The following is a 20,677-nucleotide window of genomic DNA, read 5'->3' on the forward strand; positions in this document are numbered from 1 at the left end:
TTATGAAAAGAAAGATAAACCTCATTGAAGCGGCAATGAAATTTCCACAAGTACCGATAGCGATTACCGTTATCATGGTGCTTGCAGGTCTGATTTCATTATTGACAATGCCAAGAAGCGAAGACCCGCGTATAACAGTTAGACAAGGGCTTGTCGTTGCTTTTTATCCAGGAAGTGACGAAGAACAGATTGAGAAAGAAGTAACAGATAAACTGGAACAATATCTGTTCGGTTTTGAAGAAATAAAGAAGGAAAAAACACATTCAGAAAGTAAACCTGGGCAGGTTGTAATTACAGTTGAATTGCAAGATTACGTCAAGGATACTAAAAAATTCTGGAATACTTTACAGCACGGTTTAGATGCCAATATGCCTTTGATACTTCCGCGAGGCGTACAAGGGCCGTATGTGAACAGTGATTTTGGTGACGTGGTGGTTCAGATGATTGCTGTGTCTGCACCTGGACGTACATATGCCGAATTGGAAAATTATCTGGATGAATTGGAAGACGGTATTAAAACGATTCCTCAAGTTTCAAAAATAAAACGTTACGGAGGTCAGAAGCAACAGATATATGTCACACTTCGTGAAGATGTATTAAAACAATATGGTTTTGGCATCAATGAAATTGCTTCCACATTGAGCCAGCAGAATGTTACGATCCCAAGTGGAGATATTGAAATTGACAAAAATCGCTTATTGATTTTTACAGATGCTCAGTACCAAAATGAAAATGAAATCGGCAATCTGATTGTATATAGTTCTCCTCAAGGTGGTAATATCCGTTTGCAAGATATTGCCAAAATAGAACGAAGATATGAAGACCTAAAAAGTAAAATTACTGTAGCTGGTAATGATGTAATGATGCTTACTGTAGAGATGCAACCTGGTCAGAATATTGTTGACTTAGGTAAAGCATTGACCCAAAAAGTAACAGAAGTAAAAGAAGTTTTACCTGCAGATGTACAGGTCAATACCATTGTAGATCAGCCTGCTGTAGTAGATATGAACTTAGGGCATTTCTTTATTGAGTTTGCAATTGCCATTGGAGCCGTTATTCTGGTGGTAATGATTTTGCTTCCGTTTAGAGTAGCTACTATTTCTGCTATTGCGGCACCTGTAACCATTTTGGCAACATTTGCCATTCTGAATATGATAGGTGTAGAAATGCACCAGGTTAGTTTAGCTGCATTGATTATTGTACTTGGAATGGTTGTCGATGATGCCATAATTGTCGTAGACAACTATATAGAGAAAGTAGATGAAAAAGTACCATCATGGACTGCTGCCTGGCAAAGTGCAACACAGCTTATGGTTCCGATATTCACTGCGACACTTACTATTGTTCTATCATTCTTACCATTAGCATTTACACTAACAGGAATGACACGAGAGTTCGTACAATGGATACCAATTACGGTTAGTATAGCCTTGGCAGTTTCATTCTTAGTCGCGTTGTTTCTTACACCATATATGTGTTATCATTTCCTTAAAAAAGGATTGAAAAACCATGATGCACAAAAACCTAAAAAACGGAATTTCTTAGATAGAATGCAGGATGGTTTTGACAGAGCTATAGAGTTCTGTATGAAATATCAGAAAACGACTTTGTTTGCAGGTCTGGCGATTTTCTTCCTTTCATTTGTGGTAGGAAGCCAAGTGAAAACCGAGTTTTTCCCAATTGTGGAAAGAAATCAATTTAATCTTGAATTGTGGATGGACAACGGTACAAATATTCACGAAACAGAAGCAGCGGTTAAAAAGATTGAAAAGGAAATCGCAGGAGACAAGCGTATTGTTACCACAGCAAGTTTTATTGGTACAAGTTCACCACGATTTTATTCAACATATTCACCGGAAAACCCGCGAGAAAATTTTGCGCAAATATTTATCAATACAGAAAGTAATGATGCTACAAATGAAATGATAGATGAATATGTTCAAAAATTCAATAATTTCCTGCCAAATGGATATGTCCGCGTTAGACAGTTAAGTAAAAAACAACAGCCTGCTCCGATTGAGATCCGTGTGATTGGTAAAGATATTACGCAACAGAAAAAAGTAGCCAAAGAAGTAGCGACAATACTAGAAAACACAAAAGGAGCAAATTGGGTACGTACAGATTATCAGGATGATTATGTAGGTCTTAAGGCTGTGGTAAAAGAAGATATCGCGTTGCGATTAGGTGTTACCAAAGCACAGATTGCACAGGCTTTAGGTGCTAAAATAAAAGGTTTTCCTATATCACAAATGTGGGAAGGTAACAAAGCCATAGATATACTATTGCGTACGGACGAAGCTGACAGGCAAAATCTGGATGCTTTGGGAAATATGTACATCACCTCATCATTTGGAGCGAAAGTACCTTTAAAACAAGTGGTGGATTTACAACCTTCATGGCATACGGGAGCTATTGTACACCGTAACGGATTGCGGACATTAACTGTTTCTTCTGAAGCACAATTGGGTAGAAAACCTGCTGAAGTGTTCGCCGAGGCACAACCGAAAATCGATAGCTTAGAACTACCAAAAGGAGTTAAAATTGCCTATGGAGGAGAGTATGAAGATGGTCTGGAAAGCGGTCCTAAAATGGGAAAAGCTTTTATGATAAGTTTCGTGTTGATATTCTTAGTTCTGCTATTCCAATTCAAACGAGTGGGCAAAGTGTTCATCGTACTGGCATCATTCCCATTGAGTTTACTTGGAGCGATGCTGGGATTATTTCTTACAGGTTATGAATTTGGTTTTATGGCAATTATCGGTATTACAGCCTTATTGGGTATTGTAGTTCGAAACGGAATTATCCTTGTAGACTACGCTGATGAATTGGTGCGTGATCATGGACATACGATTAAAGAGGCGGCTCTATTAGCAGCTAAGCGAAGAATGCGCCCAATCTTCCTGACTTCTATGGCAGCAGCTATTGGATTGATCCCGCTAATGTCGAGTGGTTCTCCCGAATGGGGGCCGATCTCGAGTACAATATCAATAGGTATTTTAGTCTCTATGGTTACTACCTTATTTATAGTTCCGGTATTGTATAGCAGATTCGTAAAACCGTCAAAGAAATCCTTGAATAAAGGTATACACGATAAATATGATTTTCATCACGAAAGTTAATTGACAAAAAAATAAATCATGTTACAAAGAAAATATAAAACATTCGTAAAAGCTTTTGTATGTGCTCTTGCTGTTTTACAGGGAACAGATAACCTGTTTGCCCAACAGCAATTGAGCCTTGCAGAAAGTAAAGAGCTTGCATTGAAAAACAATCACAGGATTGGTAAAGCCAGAGAAGACGTAACTGCTTCCAGATCAGAGAAACAAATAGCAGACGTAACGGCAAAACCCAAAATAGATGCTTCTGCAACTGCATTTTACTTTGGTGAGCCTTTAAATACAATGCTTCCTGAGTACGGTTTCGCCCCAATGGTAAGTGTTACTCAACCAATTTATACAGGAGGAAAGATTAAGTACGGTAAGCAAATGGCGGAAACCAATATAGAGATGAGTATCGCTCAACAGAGATTGGTCGAAGACGATGTATTGTTAGCTACTGAAACCGCTTATTGGATTGTTGTACAGGCTAAAGAAGAAATAAAGATGGAGCAACAGGTCAAAAAGCAATTAGCTTCCCATTATACTTTTTTAAATAATCAATTCCAGGCAGGTATTATTTATAAAAATGATGTGCTTCGGGCAAAAGTACTTCAAAATGAAAATGAAGCTCGATTACAGGCGGCTGAGAACAAACTCATAGTGGCTAAAAAAAGATTAATCCAGCTAACTGGAATAGAACAAACGGATATTGATGTAGTTGGTACGTTGAGTGACGATGAATTTAGAAACCATGAGATGTTACAAAGCACACAAGCACATCGTCCTGAAGTAGACTTAGCCACAAGTGCCATAAAAATGAGTGAACTTACAAAGAATATGCTCAGAGCCGATCTAAAACCGACAGTTGGTTTATCACTTAACGGAATGGCTGCATTTGGAAAAGAAGGTATTAATTTTGGAGATCCAACCAAAAACAGTATGCTTACTTATTTCGGAATGTTAAGCGTAAAAATTCCCGTATTCGATTGGGGAAGTAAACGAGAGAAAGTAAAGCAACAGGAAGCTAACATACGTTCGGCAGAATATGGATTGAAAGAACTTCAAAGCCAGATTAATGTGGAGATAGAGCAAGCAACACTTAACCTTCAACTGCAGGCAAACAATATAGATTTAATGCAGGCTTCACTAATTGAAGCGGATGAAAATCTAAAATTAAGTAATGATCGTTTTCAAGCAGGAACTATCACTGGAGAAGATGTATTGATAGCAGAAACACTTTGGCAGCGTGCGTACAGCAGTATGCTGGATGCAAAAGTAAGATACAAAATTGCTGAAGCTGTTTATCACAAAGCCATCGGACAAATAAAACAGTAATCATTAACAATTAATGTAGAGGCTCAATATGCCTCTACATTTTTAAAATTGAAATTATGATAAAATGATACAAGAACAGCATACTGATAACCCAAAAGGTGTATTGATGATACCGGATATTTCAGGCTTTACAGATTTTGTAGTCAAGTCGAATATGTTTGTTGGAAAATATATAATAGAAAATTTACTTAAAGTAATAATGGACAGTAATATTCTGTGTTTTGAAATTTCTGAAATTGAAGGCGATGCCATTCTTTTTTATAAATACCAAAACATGCCAACATTTGAAGAGACATTAGTGCAGATAGAGCTTATCTACGGTAATTTTCAGAAGGAATTACAACGCTTATCTCAACAGTTAGCGATCGAAATACCTCTTTCTTTAAAGACAATAGTCCATTACGGTGAATTTACCCAGTACAAAATCGGAAAATTTGAGAAACTTTATGGTGCACCAGTCGTAGAAGTGTCACTTCGCATTAGAATGCCTCCACTAGTTCGCATCAGAATGCCCCCACTAATTTCACAAAAAAAACCATTATTCTATTCATTATTATTTTCATAATTTTCTTGATCTTCTGACTTTTTGGGTCTTCCCCTTTTTGATTTTTCCTTAGGGTCGTCTTCAAACATTCCGTTCAGTTCCAGGAGGTTCTTTATACGGTAACTGTTTCCATTTAGTTTGACGATTGTGGCATGGTGCACTATGCGGTCTATTATCGCCGATGCGATTACTTTGTCCCCGAAAAGTGTCCCCCAGTCTTCAAAGTTCCTATTTGTGGTAATGATCATTGAACCGTTTTCGTATCTTTTTCTGATGATCTCAAAGAAGTCTTCCATGCTGTACTGCGGCATTTTTTTGAAGCCCAGTTCGTCCAGTATCAGCAGGTCCGGTTTTAGGAACTTCTGGATGGTCGCAGCATAGGATCCGTCCGCACGGGAGGAATATAGCTTTTCGACCATTTCATTGGTATGGATGAAAAGTACCCGCTTACCTTTTTTTACAGCTTCCAGCCCGATTGCATGGGCCAGGTGCGTTTTTCCGACCCCCGGTTTCCCCATGAATACCACATTATGTTTCTGGTCTATGAACCGGCAGCTGGCCAGATCATAGATCTGCCTTTTGTCAACCTGGGGCTGATAGCTGAAATCATAACAGTCCAATACCTTCTGCGTGTCGAGTTTTGATTCCCTGAGCTTATTTATATATCCGTTGGTCTGCCTGTTGGCCATTTCATCCTCCACCAGAAGCTCAAGAAATTCAATGTAACCGATCTTGTGCTGTAGCGCGTACCTGTTACGCAGCTCGAGGTTCTGACAGATGGCCGCGAGTTTAAGAGTGCGGAGCTGTGTTTTTAGATTTTCCATATTTATATCCATTAATTTGTAAGAGTGTCATAATAACTGAGTTCGTGCTGAAATTCGTCCGAGAAGCCCATTGTCAGCACATCTTCCCGGGGCAGGTCGTACATCGCATTCTCGCATATCCGTTTGACCTGTTGGTAGCTTATGGCGTGAAAGTGCAGTGCGCGTGCACATGATCTTTCTATCTGGCCCAAAGTGAAGCGCTTTCTCAGCGCAAGTATACCCTGGGTCATCTTGCCCCAGTGCGTCGGCACTTCTTCCACAAGTCGATCAAACAGAGTGTACGCATTTGGACCTATCTGCCCCATCATTTCACGGTATTCTTCCTTGCTGACCATTCTCTTTTCCCTGGGGCGGTGCGCCGCAAGACTGACAAACATGCCTATGCTGTCGGATAGTTGGTGCATGGCGATCTGTCGTGAGCTGTCATAGATGCGAAGTATCGTACCGTTACTCTCCAGCCTTACATTCATGCCCATATAGTCAGCCGGAACCGAATAATAATTCTGCTTATAGGCGACATGTCCCATACGGTTTACCCTGCGGTGGCTGACATCCTGTATCTGGAAACGTCTGGAAGGCAGGGGCTGCAGCGCAGCTTTCTCCGATTCAAGAAAGATATCATGAGGCCTGCGCCTGGTGGTGCCGTGGACACGTTTATTGCATATTTCATCATTCCATACGCGCAGACCACAGATCAGGTCCTCATAGATTTTGCTTTCAAAGGCTTTCAGAAAGTTGTTCCTGACATATTTTATGGAAGACTCTACTTTACCTTTGTCTGTTGGCCGGCGGGGTCTGCAGGCAATACCCGCACAATGATAATAACTGAGAAATTCCGCATACTGTGCCTGTAGGGTGGGTTCGTAGAGATCTACCTTGGTTACACCCGAGCGCAGGTTGTCCAGCTTGACCATTTTTGGGACACCCCCAAAATATTCAAAAGCACTGATGTGGCAGTCCAGGAACTCCCGGACCTGTTGACTGGTAACAACCTTATAATAGGATTGCCTGCTATGGCTGAGTACCATACTGAACACCCAGACCTTAACACCACGGCCATTCCTGCGGAACTCACCAAAGTAGCCGAAGTCGACCTGTGCCTCTTCACCAGGAAGGCTGTGCAGCGGAACAAAACATTCTGCCCGCTTGAATTTACCAATGTAACGGGCGACACTCGAATAAGACAGGGTAAGCCCATGCTGCTGGATCAATTTCTGGTGGATCAGCAGTGCCGAAAGTCCACTGGCCAGATAATGCTCGATCTGTTCATGAAATACCTCAAGACCACTGGAACGGGACTGCTGCCTCGGAGCTGAATCTCCATTCAGCAGCGCTTTTTGGATACGCGAAACGGTCTTGCGGCACATCCCAAGTTCCCTTGAGATCTCCCGCAAAGATTTGCCGTGTTCCAAAAGTGTTTTTATCGTATTGTACATAGCCACTTTATACATAACGCTGAGAGTTTATTATACTCTCAACAAGTAAAACCTTAATTGTTTAAGGTGGTGGCATTTTAATGCGAATTGCTGGGGGTATTTATATGCGAATTAACAGAAGCACACAAAATGCTTAAAAACCATATTGCAGAATATCCCCCTTATGCTTTGTTTTCAAATGCTTTTTTACAAGCCAATTTTGAGCAACCTGAGCAATCAACATTAGAATACGATAATTGCGAAGACTGTAAATATTTGCCCGAAATAGGCTACATTCACTATTTATAATACAGTAACCAGTAAATCTCGTAAATCTATCAAAGAATATTACAAGATGGAATAAAATCGACTTCTATACTTTTACATTGGATTTATTAGCTCATTTAATCCATAAAAGCAAGATGAAAAGTTTAGAAGAAAGGTTAGAAAAAAGAAGTATAAAACCAACATCAGTTAGATTATTAATTTTTCAGACAATGTCTGAATTTAAAAAAGCATTTAGCCTGACCGATTTGGAAACGGAACTAGAGACGGTAAATAAATCTACTATTTTTAGGACCTTGACCCTTTTTCATGACAACTTACTCATTCATACGATCGATGATGGTTCCGGCTCAATGAAATATTCAATTTGTAGTGATTCATGTATGTGCAATGTAGGTGACCTACATGTACATTTCAACTGTAACCGCTGTAAGAATACTTTTTGTCTTGAAAGTATTGCTATTCCACCGATTCAGCTGCCAGATAGTTTTTTATTGGAAAGTATAAATTTTGTAATGAAGGGAATGTGTAATGAGTGTTCGAGATTTTTTAAGAAACAAATAACTCCAAATAAAACCGCATTTTAAAAAACAGCCATATGTAAATATGGCTGTTTTGCATTTGCAACCAGGTTCCCAAATACTACAGCTAATTTTGTTGTGTAAAAATTCATAATATAGATATGGAAAATAGATATAATAATAACTCGAAAATAAAATCAGGTTACGTAGATAACCCAGATTTTGAGGTAAAAAAAATTGAATGTGTAGTTTCTGAAAAAGAAACAATGTATACCTATACATCAATACTTCAATCTATGTCATCACACCCTATAGCAAGAGCTATTTTTAAAGTGTTGCCATCTGTACAATTATCAGACTATAGAATTGAAAAAGTTGAAGAAATACAAGGAGGAATTAAAGGTTTTATTGATAATCATGAAGTAATTATTGGAAATCTTGAATTGATGAAATGTTACGATTTTTATTATGATGAAAGCTTGAATCATATCAATGAAAAGGTGATTCTTGTAATGATAGATGATAGATATACAGGCTGCTTTATAATGAAAGAGGTGTTAAATGACTAAATTTATTTTAAATAAATTGCTAATTACATAATCTTTTATAGATTTCATTCATGAGAAAAATAACTTATTTGTTAAGTTGAGTGCTATTATATTTTTTGTAAGTTTGTACCGACTTATTGGATGGATTATCAATCAATTAAAGTTTAAAATTAGAGAGGTGAAAATATTTGTATTTATATTCAGTGTTTATATGTTAGGGATGTCAATACTTCCCTGCACAGACGCTTTGTATGAATGTACAGCAAATAACAACCAGTTAGTAGAAATTGGACTATCACATGAAGATAATCATAAAACGGAACACAAAGATTTTTGTAGTCCTTTTTGTTCTTGCCAATGTTGTGGAACCATTACTGTAGCTATTTCGGATTTCAACATAACCGAAGTAGTATCCCCAAAACTTAAATTGAACGCTAAACAAAAGGTTTCTCTTAGAAATGTAAATCTCTATTCCCAATACTCCGGGAGCATATGGCAACCGCCAAAGATTAATGTTTAAAAAGTAATTACTAGTCTTTTCTCTTGCGCTTGTGAAGAATATTTCTTCGTGTGCGTCAGTAAAAATTATTGTACTATCATTTTAAATGATAGAAATCGTATATACTTTAAATATTAATACTAATCAAAAATGTTAGATAACATAATTAAATTCAGTATCAAGAATAAGCTCATTATTGGAGTAATGACTTTGCTGCTGATAATATGGGGCGTATGGAGTGCTACAAAACTTCCTATAGATGCCCAGCCTGATATTACAAATAATCAGGTACAAGTTATAACTCTATGTCCTACTCTAGCGGGGCAGGAAGTTGAACAATTAGTTACATTTCCAGTAGAGCAAAGTATTGTCAATCTTCCTGATGTGGAAGAGATACGAAGTATTTCCCGTTTTGGACTTTCAGTCGTTACCGTTGTTTTTAAGGATGAAGTAGACATCTACTTTGCTAGACAACTAGTTAATGAGAAATTGAAAGAAGCTGAGGAGCAAATTCCTGAGGGTGTAGGCACACCGGAACTATCCCCTGTTAGCACTGGCTTAGGTGAAGTGTATCAGTATATACTACATCCTAAAAAAGGTAGCGAAGACAAATATACCGCTATGGATCTGAGAACAATGCAAGATTGGATTGTTGCTCGTCAACTATATGGAACACCAGGAATTGCTGAAATCAATAGCTTTGGAGGGCTGCTGAAGCAATATGAAGTTTCTGTCAATCCAGATCGTTTAAGAGCTATGGATGTGAGTATTTCCGAAATATTTTCTGCATTGGAAACTAATAACCAAAATACAGGAGGTGCATATATTGACAAGAAACCCAATGCATATTTTATTAGAGGTGTAGGTTTGGTAAACACACTTGAAGATGTAGGGAATATTGTTGTAAAGAATATTTCAGGAGTTCCTATACTGGTAAAAGATGTAGCAGAAGTACGTTTTGGTAATGCCATTCGTTACGGTGCGCTCACCTACAACGGAGAGGTAGATGCTGTGGGAGGAATCGTCATGATGCTCAAAGGAGAAAACAGTGCCAAAGTGGTAGAACGTATTAAGGAGAAAATTCCGACAATACAACAATCTCTACCAGACGATATCGTTATCGAACCTTATCTCGACAGAACAGACCTTGTTGGACGTGCCATAGATACGGTTGAGAAAAATCTTATAGAGGGAGCTTTAATTGTAATTTTTGTCTTAATTCTGTTTCTAGGTAATTTAAGAGCTGGTTTAATTGTCGCTTCTGCTATTCCTTTGTCAATGCTATTTGCATTAGGTATGATGAGATTGTTTGGAGTGAGTGCCAATCTGATGAGTTTAGGAGCTATAGACTTTGGTTTGATTGTGGATGGTTCTTTGATTGTAGTGGAAGCAACAATGCATCATCTAGGGCTTAGAAAATCAAATAAGAGACTTACACAGGGAGAAATGGATGAAGAAGTGTTCGATTCTGCAAGAAAAATACGTACAAGTGCGGCTTTCGGAGAAATCATCATTCTTATTGTATACATCCCAATATTAACATTAGTAGGGATCGAAGGAAAAATGTTTACACCAATGGCTCAAACAGTCAGTTTTGCAATTATTGGAGCTTTAATTCTTTCATTCACCTATATCCCTATGATGAGTGCACTGTTCTTGTCAAAGAAACCTATCACAAAAAAGAACCTGTCAGATAAAATGATGGATTTCTTAAACAAAGTGTATCAGCCCCTTTTAGAAAAAGCTATTAGATTAAAATATGTAGTGATAGGATCAGCGGTAGGTTTATTTGCAATCAGCTTATTCTTATTTTCCCGAATGGGTGGTGAATTCTTACCGAAACTAGGTGAAGGAGATTTTGCAATGCATTGTATTCTACCTCAAGGGACTTCTTTAAGTCAAAGTTTGGAGACATCTATGCAAGCGTCTCGAATTCTGAAAGAATTTGACGAAGTTAAAATGGTGGTAGGAAAAACAGGTGCCGGTGAGATACCTACTGATCCGATGCCTCCGGAGGCTACAGATTTAATGGTCATTCTTAAGCCACAAAAAGAATGGAAAGAAAAAAAATCTTATGATGAGCTTTCAAACGAAATGATGGAAAAACTAGAAAGTATCCCAGGGGTTTTCTTTGAAGCTAATCAGCCTATTCAGATGAGATTCAATGAATTAATGACGGGGATTCGTCAGGATGTGGCAGTGAAAATTTTTGGAGAAAATCTGGATTCTCTATTGGTGTATGCTAATAAAGTTAATACTATAGTACAGACAATTCCGGGAGCGACTGCGCCACAAGTAGAAAGAGTGGATGGACTCCCTCAAATCAACATTGATTATGATCGGGCGAGAATTGCCAACTATGGTTTAAAAATTCAAGATATTAATGACATTGTGAGTACTGCCTTTGCAGGAAAAGCAGCAGGTGTAGTATATGAAAATGAGCGAAAATTTGATCTGGTAGTTCGTCTGGACAATGAGCACAGAACCTCTATAGAAGATGTAAGTAATCTATTCATACCAACGCCTAGTGGAGAACAAATTCCGCTTTCTCAAGTAGCTGATGTCAACTATAAATTAGGTCCAGCACAAATAAGCCGTGAAGACGGAAAACGTCGTATATATGTTGGCTTTAACGTTCAGGGAAGAGATGTTGCAAGTGTGGTGAAAGATATTCAAGACAAACTCGCTCAAGAAGTGAAACTTCCGAGCGGCTACTATGTAACGTATGGTGGTCAATTTGAAAATTTACAAAAAGCAAGCGATCGTTTACTCATCGCAGTGCCGATCTCACTTCTTCTAATATTTGTACTTCTTTACTTTACATTCCGTTCACTTAAAGAAGCGGCACTTGTATATGCTGCAATACCTATGAGTGCCATAGGTGGAGTATTTGCATTGTTGTTGAGAGATATGCCATTTAGTATTTCAGCCGGAGTTGGTTTTATTGCTTTGTTCGGTGTGGCGGTACTAAACGGAATCGTACTTATAGCAACATTCAATAGGTTAGAAAAAGAAGGTTGGGATGACATAGTTGCACGGGTAATTGAAGGAACCAAAACAAGGTTACGTCCTGTTCTAATGACGGCATCTGTTGCCAGTTTAGGTTTTCTTCCTATGGCTTTAAGTACCAGTGCGGGAGCTGAAGTACAAAAACCTCTTGCTACCGTAGTAATTGGCGGGCTGATTTCAGCTACAGCATTAACACTCTTTGTTCTTCCGCTACTGTATTTGGTATTTATGAAAACAAATAAAGCAATGAATAATAATAAAATTAAATCGATAACTCCAATAATATTATTGGGCATATTTTTAGGTCTCTCACAAAATATTCAAGCACAAGATATTTCCGCAGATAAAGCTGTCCGAATTGCATTAGAAAATAATTCAGGAATTAAATCTAAAGATTTAGACGTAAGGGCAGCTGAAAGTCTGAAACGAACAGCTTATGAATTACCGAAAACCGAACTAAATATTCAATACGGAAATAACGAAGGATTTGAATATAATGATGGAGTTATGATTTCTCAAAACATTCCTTTTCCCACACTATTTGGAGCAAAAAAGGATCTTATTAAAGAAGAAATTAAAAGCAAAGAATGGGCAAAGGCTCTTTCAGAAAATGAATTAAAGAAGCAAGTACGTACCTATTATTATCAGTTGGAGTATCTTGAAAATAATGCTAAAAAACTTCAATACCTTGATAGCATTTATCTTGATTTTATAAGAGTAGCTAACTTGCGATATAAGACTGGTGATATTGGTAAAATTGATGTAAGTACAGCAAACACTAAACGAGGTGAAATCAACCTTCTTGCTCAACAAAATGAGGTATTAAGAAAAAATGCATACCTGAATTTAAAAAATCTAATGCAGATTGAGGAGGATTTCACCATCGAAAAAGCACTAGAATATAAGCCTGTATTTATAAGTGACATAATAGATAATGATGCTGTTAGGAATCATCCAAGTATTCAATCTCTGTATCAAGAAGCACTTGTTGCTGAAAAAAGTAAAAAGGTAGAAAGAGCGAATGGATTGCCAGACTTTACTTTAGGTTACAGCAATATCTCATTGATTGGTGAACATAGCAAAAATGGTGTAGAAAAGTTTTATGGAAGAGGTCAAAGATTTGGATTTGTCGATGTAGGAATTTCTATTCCAATTTTTACAACCACAAGATCAAGGGTTCGTTCGTTGGAAATTCAAAAAGAATCTGCAGAAATGAATGCGCAATGGCAGGAAAATGTTTTGAAAACAGAAATGAAAAATGCCATGACTCAATATGAGCAAAATGTGAGTCAGTTTAATTATTTTATTGAACAGGCAATTCCGAATGCAGAAGAAATTATAAATGCTTCACGTTTGGGATATAGCACAGGAGACCTTTCTTATGTAGAATATCTGTATGCCGTTCAAACAGCTACTGATACCTATTTAAACTATCTTAAAAGTATACAGCAAATAAATGAATCTGTGATTGTTATCTATTCATTAACAAATAAATAAACAAAATGAAAGTCAATATAATAAAAGTAACATCGGTGTTAAGTATTATTCTAGCATCCTTATTTTTGATATCATGTGGAGGTAAAGAGCATAAAGAAGGAGATGGACATGACCACTCTACTTCCCAAGAATCATCAAAAGAAAGTCACTCAGAAGAGGCTGAAAATATAGCAACGTTAACTGAAGACCAGATAAAGACGGCAGGAATTGAATTAGGAAGTATTGAGCAAAAGTCTCTAACGGCATCTTTAAAAGCCATCGGTAAACTTCGGGTTCCGAATAAGAGCAAAGCTAATGCAACTTCCTTGTTTGGTGGAGTTATTAAAACCTTAACTGTTGAACTTGGTGATTATGTAAGAAAAGGTCAGGTGATTGCAACTATCTCTAACCCTCAGTTTGTTCAGTTACAAGAAGAATACTCTTCCATCCAAAGCAGAATAACGTTTGCAGAACAAGAGTTAGAGCGTCAGAGAGAGTTGAACGAAGGAAATGCAGGAGCTAAAAAGAACTTACAAAATGCTACTGCAGAATTAAGTACTCTAAAAGCTAGAAAAGCTTCATTACAGCAACAAATTCAGATGATGGGAATTAACCCCAACAATATTGCTAATAATAATTTTCGTTCAAGTCTAACGGTAACAAGTCCAATTGATGGTACCATCAGTGATGTATTTGCAAAAATTGGAAGTTATGTGGACGTTTCCTCGCCTATTGTTGAAATTATTAATAATAGCTCTATTCATTTAGATTTACAGGTTTTTGAAAAAGATCTTCCATTAATCAAGGTAGGACAGAAAATTAACTTCACTATTACTAATAATCCGCAAAAAAGCTATGCCGCTAAAGTAACTACTATAGGATCATCTTTTAGTGGAGAAAGTAAATCAATTGCTGTTCATAGTGAAATTATTGGAGACAAATCAGGTTTAATAGATGGAATGAATATCACTGGGCTCGTAAGTCTTGATGATGTGTTGACTTCTGCTGTTCCAAATGAGGCAATTGTGGAAGCGGATGGTAAATACTACATATTTATTAAGACAGATAAGGAACCGGAAGAACATAATGAGGGAGGTCATGACGATCATGGTCATGGTCATGATGAAGGAGAAGCAACACATGGGCATAAAAATGAAAAAGAAGCTTCTGAGCATGCTACCCAAGCAGCACAGAAATTGAATTTTGAAAAAATTGAAGTAGCAAAGGGTACTTCAAACATGGGATATACAGCTATTACTCCGGTTAAAGAGATTCCACAAAATGCTCAGATTGTAACTAAAGGTGCTTTTTTTATTAATGCTAAGCTTAGTAATACAGGTGGTCATAGCCATTAACATAATTTAAAAAAAAATCATGAAAAATAATTTTGATGTAATCATTATCGGATCTGGACCAGGTGGCTATGTAACCGCAATCCGTTGTGCTCAATTAGGCTTAAAAACAGCTATTATCGAAAAATATGCAGTACTTGGAGGAACTTGTCTAAATGTAGGATGTATTCCTTCAAAAGCAATGTTAGACAGTTCTGAGCGGTACCATGAAATCAAGGATAACGTAAATGTTCATGGGATCTCTGTTGATAATTTGCAAGTTGATTTGGAAAAAATGATTGCCAGAAAAGCAGATGTTGTTTCTAAAATAAACGGCGGTGTAAGTTATCTGATGAAGAAGAATAAGGTTGAAGTATTTCAGGCAACGGGATCTTTTGTGGATAAAAACACCATTCTTCTGAAATCCGAAAACGAAGAAAAAACAATTACCGGTAAAAATATCATTATAGCGACGGGCTCTAAGCCCGCTTCGCTTCCGGGAATTGACATTGATAAAAAAAGAATCATCAGTTCTACCGAAGCGTTGGTTTTAAAAGAAATTCCGAAACATCTTATTGTAGTTGGTGGTGGTGTAATCGGAATGGAATTAGGTTCGGTTTACGCAAGATTAGGAAGCAAAGTAACCGTACTTGAATATACAGGAGGAATACTTCCGAGTATGGACAAAAAAATGGGAGTCGAACTTCAAAAATCTTTAAAAAAGAATTTAGGTTTTGAATTTTTGCTAAATCATAAAGTTACCGGAGCAACCAATAATGGTGATAATGTAACCGTTACTGCCGAAGATAAAAACGGTAATACCGTAGCAATTGAAGGGGATTATTGTCTAATGGCAATAGGTAGAAAACCTTATACAACAGGTTTAGGTTTGGAAAATGTTGGAGTTGAATTGACTCCACGCGGACAGGTTGCCACCGATAGCAATCTTGAAACCAATGTAAAAGGAATCTATGCCATCGGTGATGTTGTTGTAGGACCTATGCTTGCTCACAAAGCGTCTGAAGAAGGTGTTTATGTGGCAGAAATCATCGCTGGGCAAAAACCTCACATTGATTATAATTTAATTCCTGGAATTGTTTATACCAGTCCTGAAGTTTCAAGTGTAGGGAAAACCGAAGAAGAGCTGAAAACTGAAGGGAAAAATTACAAAGTAGGACAATTTCCTTTTTCTGCATCAGGAAGAGCTATCACAAGTGGTAAAACAGAGGGTATTGCAAAAGTCTTGACAGATGCGGAAACGGATGAAATTTTAGGTTTTCACATTATTGGTGAAAGAGCCTCTGATTTAATAGGTGAACCGACTGTAGCAATGGCATTCAGAGCTTCAGCAGAAGATATTGCACGCATTTCGCACGGGCATCCAACGTATTATGAAAACTTGCGTGAAGCTTGCCTTGATGTTGATAAGATAGCTATTCATATTTAAATGAAAATTCTACAAGCCTTAATGTTTTTTTAGTAGCAAATTAAGGCTTGTATCAGTTTTTCGGGGAGTCTGAAAAGCAGTTTTGTATTTGCAACCAGGTTCCCAAATTTAGATTATAATTTTGCTGTACAAATAGGAATTAGTTAAAAACGACTACTAATACAGTTTACTAAAAAAATAATAATTATGTCAAAAATATGTTGCAGCACCGATGATGGTGGCCTGGATCTTACGGGTAAAAAACCGCACAAACATAAATATGATACTCAAGGTAATCAGTTGTGTTGTGTGAAAACAGAAAAAATTTATAAAAATGCCGGTGCGGCAGATTTGTTGAAAGATGTCAATCACGACGATCACGACCATAGTGGACACGATCATGGCGATGGTGATGGACACGATCACGGTAGCCACGACGATCATGACCACAGCGGACACAATCACGGAAAGAAAAAAGGCGGACACGATCATAGCGATGGCGACGGGCACGACCATAGCCACGATTTAGAAGATAAAACAGCTCTTCAGTTGTTTACTCCGGCAATCATTTCATTGGTATTGCTATTGGTAGCCATTGGTTTTGATAATTACTTTCCACAAACTTGGTTTACGGGTTGGGTAAGGATTATTTGGTATGTAGTTGCTTATATTCCAGTAGGTTTACCTGTTATTAAAGAAGCGATTGAAAGTATTCGTTACAAAGATTTCTTTTCAGAGTTTTTCCTAATGAGTATAGCCACTATTGGTGCATTCGCTATTGGGGAATATCCAGAAGGTGTTGCAGTAATGTTGTTTTACGCCGTAGGTGAAGTGTTTCAAACACTGGCTGTATCAAGGGCAAAAGGCAATATCAAAGCACTATTAGACCAAAGACCTGACGAAGTTACTGTTTTAAAGGACGGAAAAGCAACCATTATTCAAGCAGAAGATGCGAATATTGGTGATATTATCCAGCTAAAGCCTGGAGAAAAAGTAGGATTAGATGGTGAATTGGAGTCAGAAACGGGATCTTTTAACACGGCTGCCTTAACAGGAGAAAGTAAGCCGGATACCAAATCAAAAGGTGAAACGGTACTGGCAGGAATGATTAATTTGAATACAGTTAGTCAGATAAAAGTTACAACAGCTTACACGGACAGTAAACTGAGTAAGATTCTGGAAATGGTTCAGGATGCAACTGCACAAAAAGCACCTACCGAATTATTCATTCGAAAATTTGCAAAAGTATATACACCTATTGTTACTTTCCTTGCTATCGGAATTGCATTGTTACCAGCATTGTTTGTTTCCGAGTATGTGTTCAGTGAATGGTTGTATCGTGCTTTAGTATTTCTTGTTATTTCCTGTCCTTGTGCCTTGGTTATTTCTATTCCACTAGGTTATTTTGGAGGTATAGGAGCTGCGAGTCGCAATGGAATCTTGTTTAAAGGATCCAATTATCTTGACATTCTAGCCAGTGTTAAGAATGTGGTGATGGATAAAACAGGAACAATGACAGAAGGTGTTTTTAAGGTTCAGGAAGTGATTTTAAAACCTGAATTTGACAAAACTGAAATTCTGAATTTGGTAAACGCGATAGAAAGCCATAGCACACATCCTGTTGCGACAGCTATCTATAATTATGTCGGTGAAATAGATAATAATATCAAGCTAGAAAATACCGAGGAAATAGCCGGTCATGGTTTAAAAGCGACTGTAAATGGTAAAGAATTACTGGTAGGTAACTTCAAATTATTAGATAAGTTTAATATTAACCATGATGCTGATACCGCAAATATTGTTTATACCGTAATTGCAATAGCATATGGCGGAAAATTCGTGGGTTATTTGACCATTTCCGATAGTATTAAGGTAGATGCTAAGATTACAATAGACAAGTTGCGTAGTATGGGTGTAAGAGCAGTTATGCTAAGTGGAGACAAGAGCGCTGTAGTCGAACATGTAGCTGGACAATTGGGGATTGATAGTGCCTACGGAGATTTATTACCGGAAGACAAAGTAAGTAAGGTTAAAGAAATAAAATCCAGAAATGGCAGTGTAGCTTTTGTTGGAGACGGTGTAAATGATGCGCCTGTTATTGCGTTGAGTGATGCTGGGATTGCAATGGGAGGATTAGGTAGTGATGCCGCTATTGAAACTGCTGATGTTGTCATTCAGGATGATATGCCGTCTAGAATTCCAATGGCTATTAACATCGGTAAGCAGACCAAGAAAATTGTTTGGCAGAATATTATTTTAGCCTTCGGGGTTAAAGCAGTTGTTCTTATTCTTGGTGCAGGCGGGCTGGCTACCATGTGGGAAGCCGTATTTGCAGATGTAGGTGTAGCTTTATTAGCTATTCTAAATGCGGTTCGAATTCAAAAGATGAAGTTCTAACTAAGAAGCTAGACTGCCGCAAGAAATCTTGCGGCAGTTTTTTTATCCTAAAAATATTTGTGAAATGGCTAAAAAACAATCACAATCTTCATTAAGCGAAGTACATAATTCTGTAGACACGACTGTTCCTGGTCAATCTCGCTGGCGAAGAGTTTTGGCTTTTTTTGGACCGGCTTATCTTGTCAGTGTTGGATATATGGATCCGGGCAACTGGGCAACAGGCTTGGCCGGTGGTAGCCAATTTGGCTACTCATTACTCTGGGTTTTAGTAATGAGTAGTATTATGGGCTTGTTGCTACAAAGCTTGTCTGCAAGGTTAGGGATCGTTCGAAATAGAGATTTGGCTCAAGCAAACCGGGAAACTTATCCTAAGAAGGTCAATTTTGTATTATATATACTTGCTGAAGTCGCTATTGTTGCGACAGACCTTGCAGAAATATTGGGGATGGCAATTGGTTTACAGTTGCTCACGGGAATGCCTTTGATTTGGGGTGTTGCTATTACAGCCTTGGATACATTACTGTTGATGACTTTGCAAAAATGGGGAATGCGCAAGCTCGAAGCCTTTATCATCGGTTTGATATTCGTTATAGGAATGTCGTTTCTTGTACAAATATGGGTAGCTGACCCTAATGTAGATGAAATTGCAACAGGACTGATACCACATATACAGAATGATACTGCATTGTACATTGCTATCGGTATTATCGGTGCAACGGTAATGCCACATAATTTATACCTACACTCTGCACTGGTGCAGACACGTAAATTTAATCGTGATGATGCCAGTATCAAAAAAGCAATTAAGCTCAATTTTTGGGATAGTGCCATTGCTCTAAATATGGCATTGCTTGTAAATGCAGCTATATTAATTCTTGCCGCTACAGTTTTTTATAAAACCGGACGTTCCGACGTGGCAGAGCTAAAGCAGGCTTATGAATTATTGCCACAGCACCTCGGAAGCGATTTTACAGCAAAACTATTTGCTGTAGCTTTGATTGCTGCCGGACAAAGCAGTACCATTACGGGTACGCTTGCCGGACAAATAGTAATGGAAGGTTATCTACGCTTTCGAATGAACCCTTTGTTGCGAAGACTTATCACAAGGTTACTTGCCATAGTTCCAGCGGCTTTGGTAATTCTCATTAATGGTGAAGGTAATGTCGATAGCCTGCTTATCTTCAGCCAGGTAGTGTTAAGTATGCAATTAGGTTTTGCGGTCATTCCTCTTATCCATTTTGTGAGCGATAAAAAGACAATGGGCAAATTTGCCATCAAGCCCGTAATAAAAATAGCGGCTTGGATTATAACCATCGTACTGGTATATCTCAACTCCAAACTATTGGTAGAAGAGGCTATCACTTTCTTTGCTACTTCAGGTAATATAGTCTGGAAAGGATTAATCATTTTGGGTGGGATTGGTTTTATGATCTTGTTGGTATATACCACATTATATCCTTTGTTTAGCAGAAAAGCGTTTTGTGAAATAACACCGCATGATAAACCTGAACCTTTGCAATTAAAATTTTATGCTTCATTTAATAAAATTGCCATTACTGTCGATTTCAAACAACTTGACCAAAAGGTTATCAACTATGCTATTACACAAGGTGGAAAAGATTGTACCTATACACTTATACACGTTGTAGAAAGTGTTGCCTCTGCCTCCCATCTTCAAGATAGTACAGATGAAGAAACGGTAAAAGATCGCGAATTTTTGGACGAATATGTAAAACAACTACAACAACAAGGCTATCATGCAGAAGCAAAGCTTGGTTTTGGAAAAACAGCCGACAGCATTGGAGAGATTGTAAATAAATCCGGGGCAGAGCTTATTGTAATGGGTGCACATGGGCATAAAGGATTAAAAGATCTATTGTATGGTGCAACGATAAATCAAGTACGCCATTTAGTAAAAATCCCAGTACTGGTTATTCCAGCAATAAAAGACAATTAGAAAGATCAGAAA

The 20,677-nt window shown here is 37.8% G+C and carries 13 protein-coding genes; 11 read left to right on the forward strand and 2 right to left on the reverse strand.

Annotated elements, in window-relative coordinates:
• Positions 1–2: 2 nt before the first annotated feature.
• The 3 genes from CRJ00_RS12940 (at position 3) to CRJ00_RS12950 (ending at position 4,998) form a co-directional block, all read left to right on the forward strand.
• Positions 3–3,119: an efflux RND transporter permease subunit gene (locus CRJ00_RS12940; RefSeq protein ID WP_083206663.1), complete on the forward strand. Its 3,117-nt coding sequence runs from the start codon at positions 3–5 to the stop codon at positions 3,117–3,119.
• An 18-nt stretch (positions 3,120–3,137) separates the two neighbouring features.
• On the forward strand, positions 3,138–4,433 hold the full coding sequence (locus CRJ00_RS12945; protein ID WP_038330936.1) for a TolC family protein: 1,296 nt from the start codon (positions 3,138–3,140) through the stop codon (positions 4,431–4,433).
• Between the two features lie 64 nt (positions 4,434–4,497).
• Positions 4,498–4,998: a DUF2652 domain-containing protein gene (locus CRJ00_RS12950; protein ID WP_052217460.1), complete on the forward strand. Its 501-nt coding sequence runs from the start codon at positions 4,498–4,500 to the stop codon at positions 4,996–4,998.
• On the opposite strand, the gene istB is transcribed toward CRJ00_RS12950, so the two are convergent.
• Together istB and istA are read right to left on the reverse strand one after the other, a co-directional pair.
• A complete protein-coding gene (gene istB, locus CRJ00_RS12955; RefSeq protein WP_084106828.1) occupies positions 4,977–5,801 on the reverse strand; it encodes an IS21-like element helper ATPase IstB in 825 nt (274 codons plus the stop codon). The genes CRJ00_RS12950 and istB overlap by 22 nt on opposite strands.
• Positions 5,802–5,812: 11 nt before the next feature.
• Positions 5,813–7,237, reverse strand: a complete 1,425-nt coding sequence (gene istA / locus CRJ00_RS12960; RefSeq protein WP_180268491.1) for an IS21 family transposase — start codon at positions 7,235–7,237, stop codon at positions 5,813–5,815.
• Positions 7,238–7,638: 401 nt separating this feature from the next.
• On the opposite strand from istA, the gene CRJ00_RS12965 reads away from it, so the two are divergent.
• The 8 genes from CRJ00_RS12965 to CRJ00_RS13000 all read left to right on the forward strand — a co-directional run bounded on the left by CRJ00_RS12965 (position 7,639) and on the right by CRJ00_RS13000 (position 20,665).
• Positions 7,639–8,088 (forward strand): Fur family transcriptional regulator, encoded by a 450-nt coding sequence (locus CRJ00_RS12965; RefSeq protein ID WP_052217463.1) that lies wholly within the window; start codon positions 7,639–7,641, stop codon positions 8,086–8,088.
• Positions 8,089–8,183: 95 nt separating this feature from the next.
• Positions 8,184–8,591, forward strand: coding sequence for a hypothetical protein (locus tag CRJ00_RS12970; RefSeq protein ID WP_038330938.1), 408 nt, complete (start codon positions 8,184–8,186; stop codon positions 8,589–8,591).
• Between the two features lie 157 nt (positions 8,592–8,748).
• Entirely contained in the window at positions 8,749–9,090 is a 342-nt protein-coding gene (locus CRJ00_RS19380; RefSeq protein WP_350320026.1) for a DUF6660 family protein, read from the forward strand.
• 129 nt (positions 9,091–9,219) lie between these two features.
• On the forward strand, positions 9,220–13,575 hold the full coding sequence (locus CRJ00_RS12980; RefSeq protein ID WP_084106824.1) for a CusA/CzcA family heavy metal efflux RND transporter: 4,356 nt from the start codon (positions 9,220–9,222) through the stop codon (positions 13,573–13,575).
• Positions 13,576–13,580: 5 nt separating this feature from the next.
• Positions 13,581–14,909, forward strand: coding sequence for an efflux RND transporter periplasmic adaptor subunit (locus tag CRJ00_RS12985; RefSeq protein WP_083206661.1), 1,329 nt, complete (start codon positions 13,581–13,583; stop codon positions 14,907–14,909).
• A gap of 19 nt (positions 14,910–14,928) precedes the next feature.
• Entirely contained in the window at positions 14,929–16,332 is a 1,404-nt protein-coding gene (lpdA, locus tag CRJ00_RS12990) for a dihydrolipoyl dehydrogenase (RefSeq protein ID WP_038330944.1), read from the forward strand.
• A 186-nt stretch (positions 16,333–16,518) separates the two neighbouring features.
• A complete protein-coding gene (locus tag CRJ00_RS12995) occupies positions 16,519–18,708 on the forward strand; it encodes a heavy metal translocating P-type ATPase (RefSeq protein ID WP_052217465.1) in 2,190 nt (729 codons plus the stop codon).
• A 64-nt stretch (positions 18,709–18,772) separates the two neighbouring features.
• Complete coding sequence (locus tag CRJ00_RS13000) at positions 18,773–20,665, forward strand: Nramp family divalent metal transporter (RefSeq protein ID WP_038330947.1); 1,893 nt, start codon at positions 18,773–18,775, stop codon at positions 20,663–20,665.
• Positions 20,666–20,677: the final 12 nt, after the last annotated feature.

Origin of the sequence: Sphingobacterium sp. 1.A.4 (assembly GCF_002734245.1) — a bacterium.
Classification (GTDB): Bacteria; Bacteroidota; Bacteroidia; order Sphingobacteriales; family Sphingobacteriaceae; genus Sphingobacterium; species Sphingobacterium tenebrionis.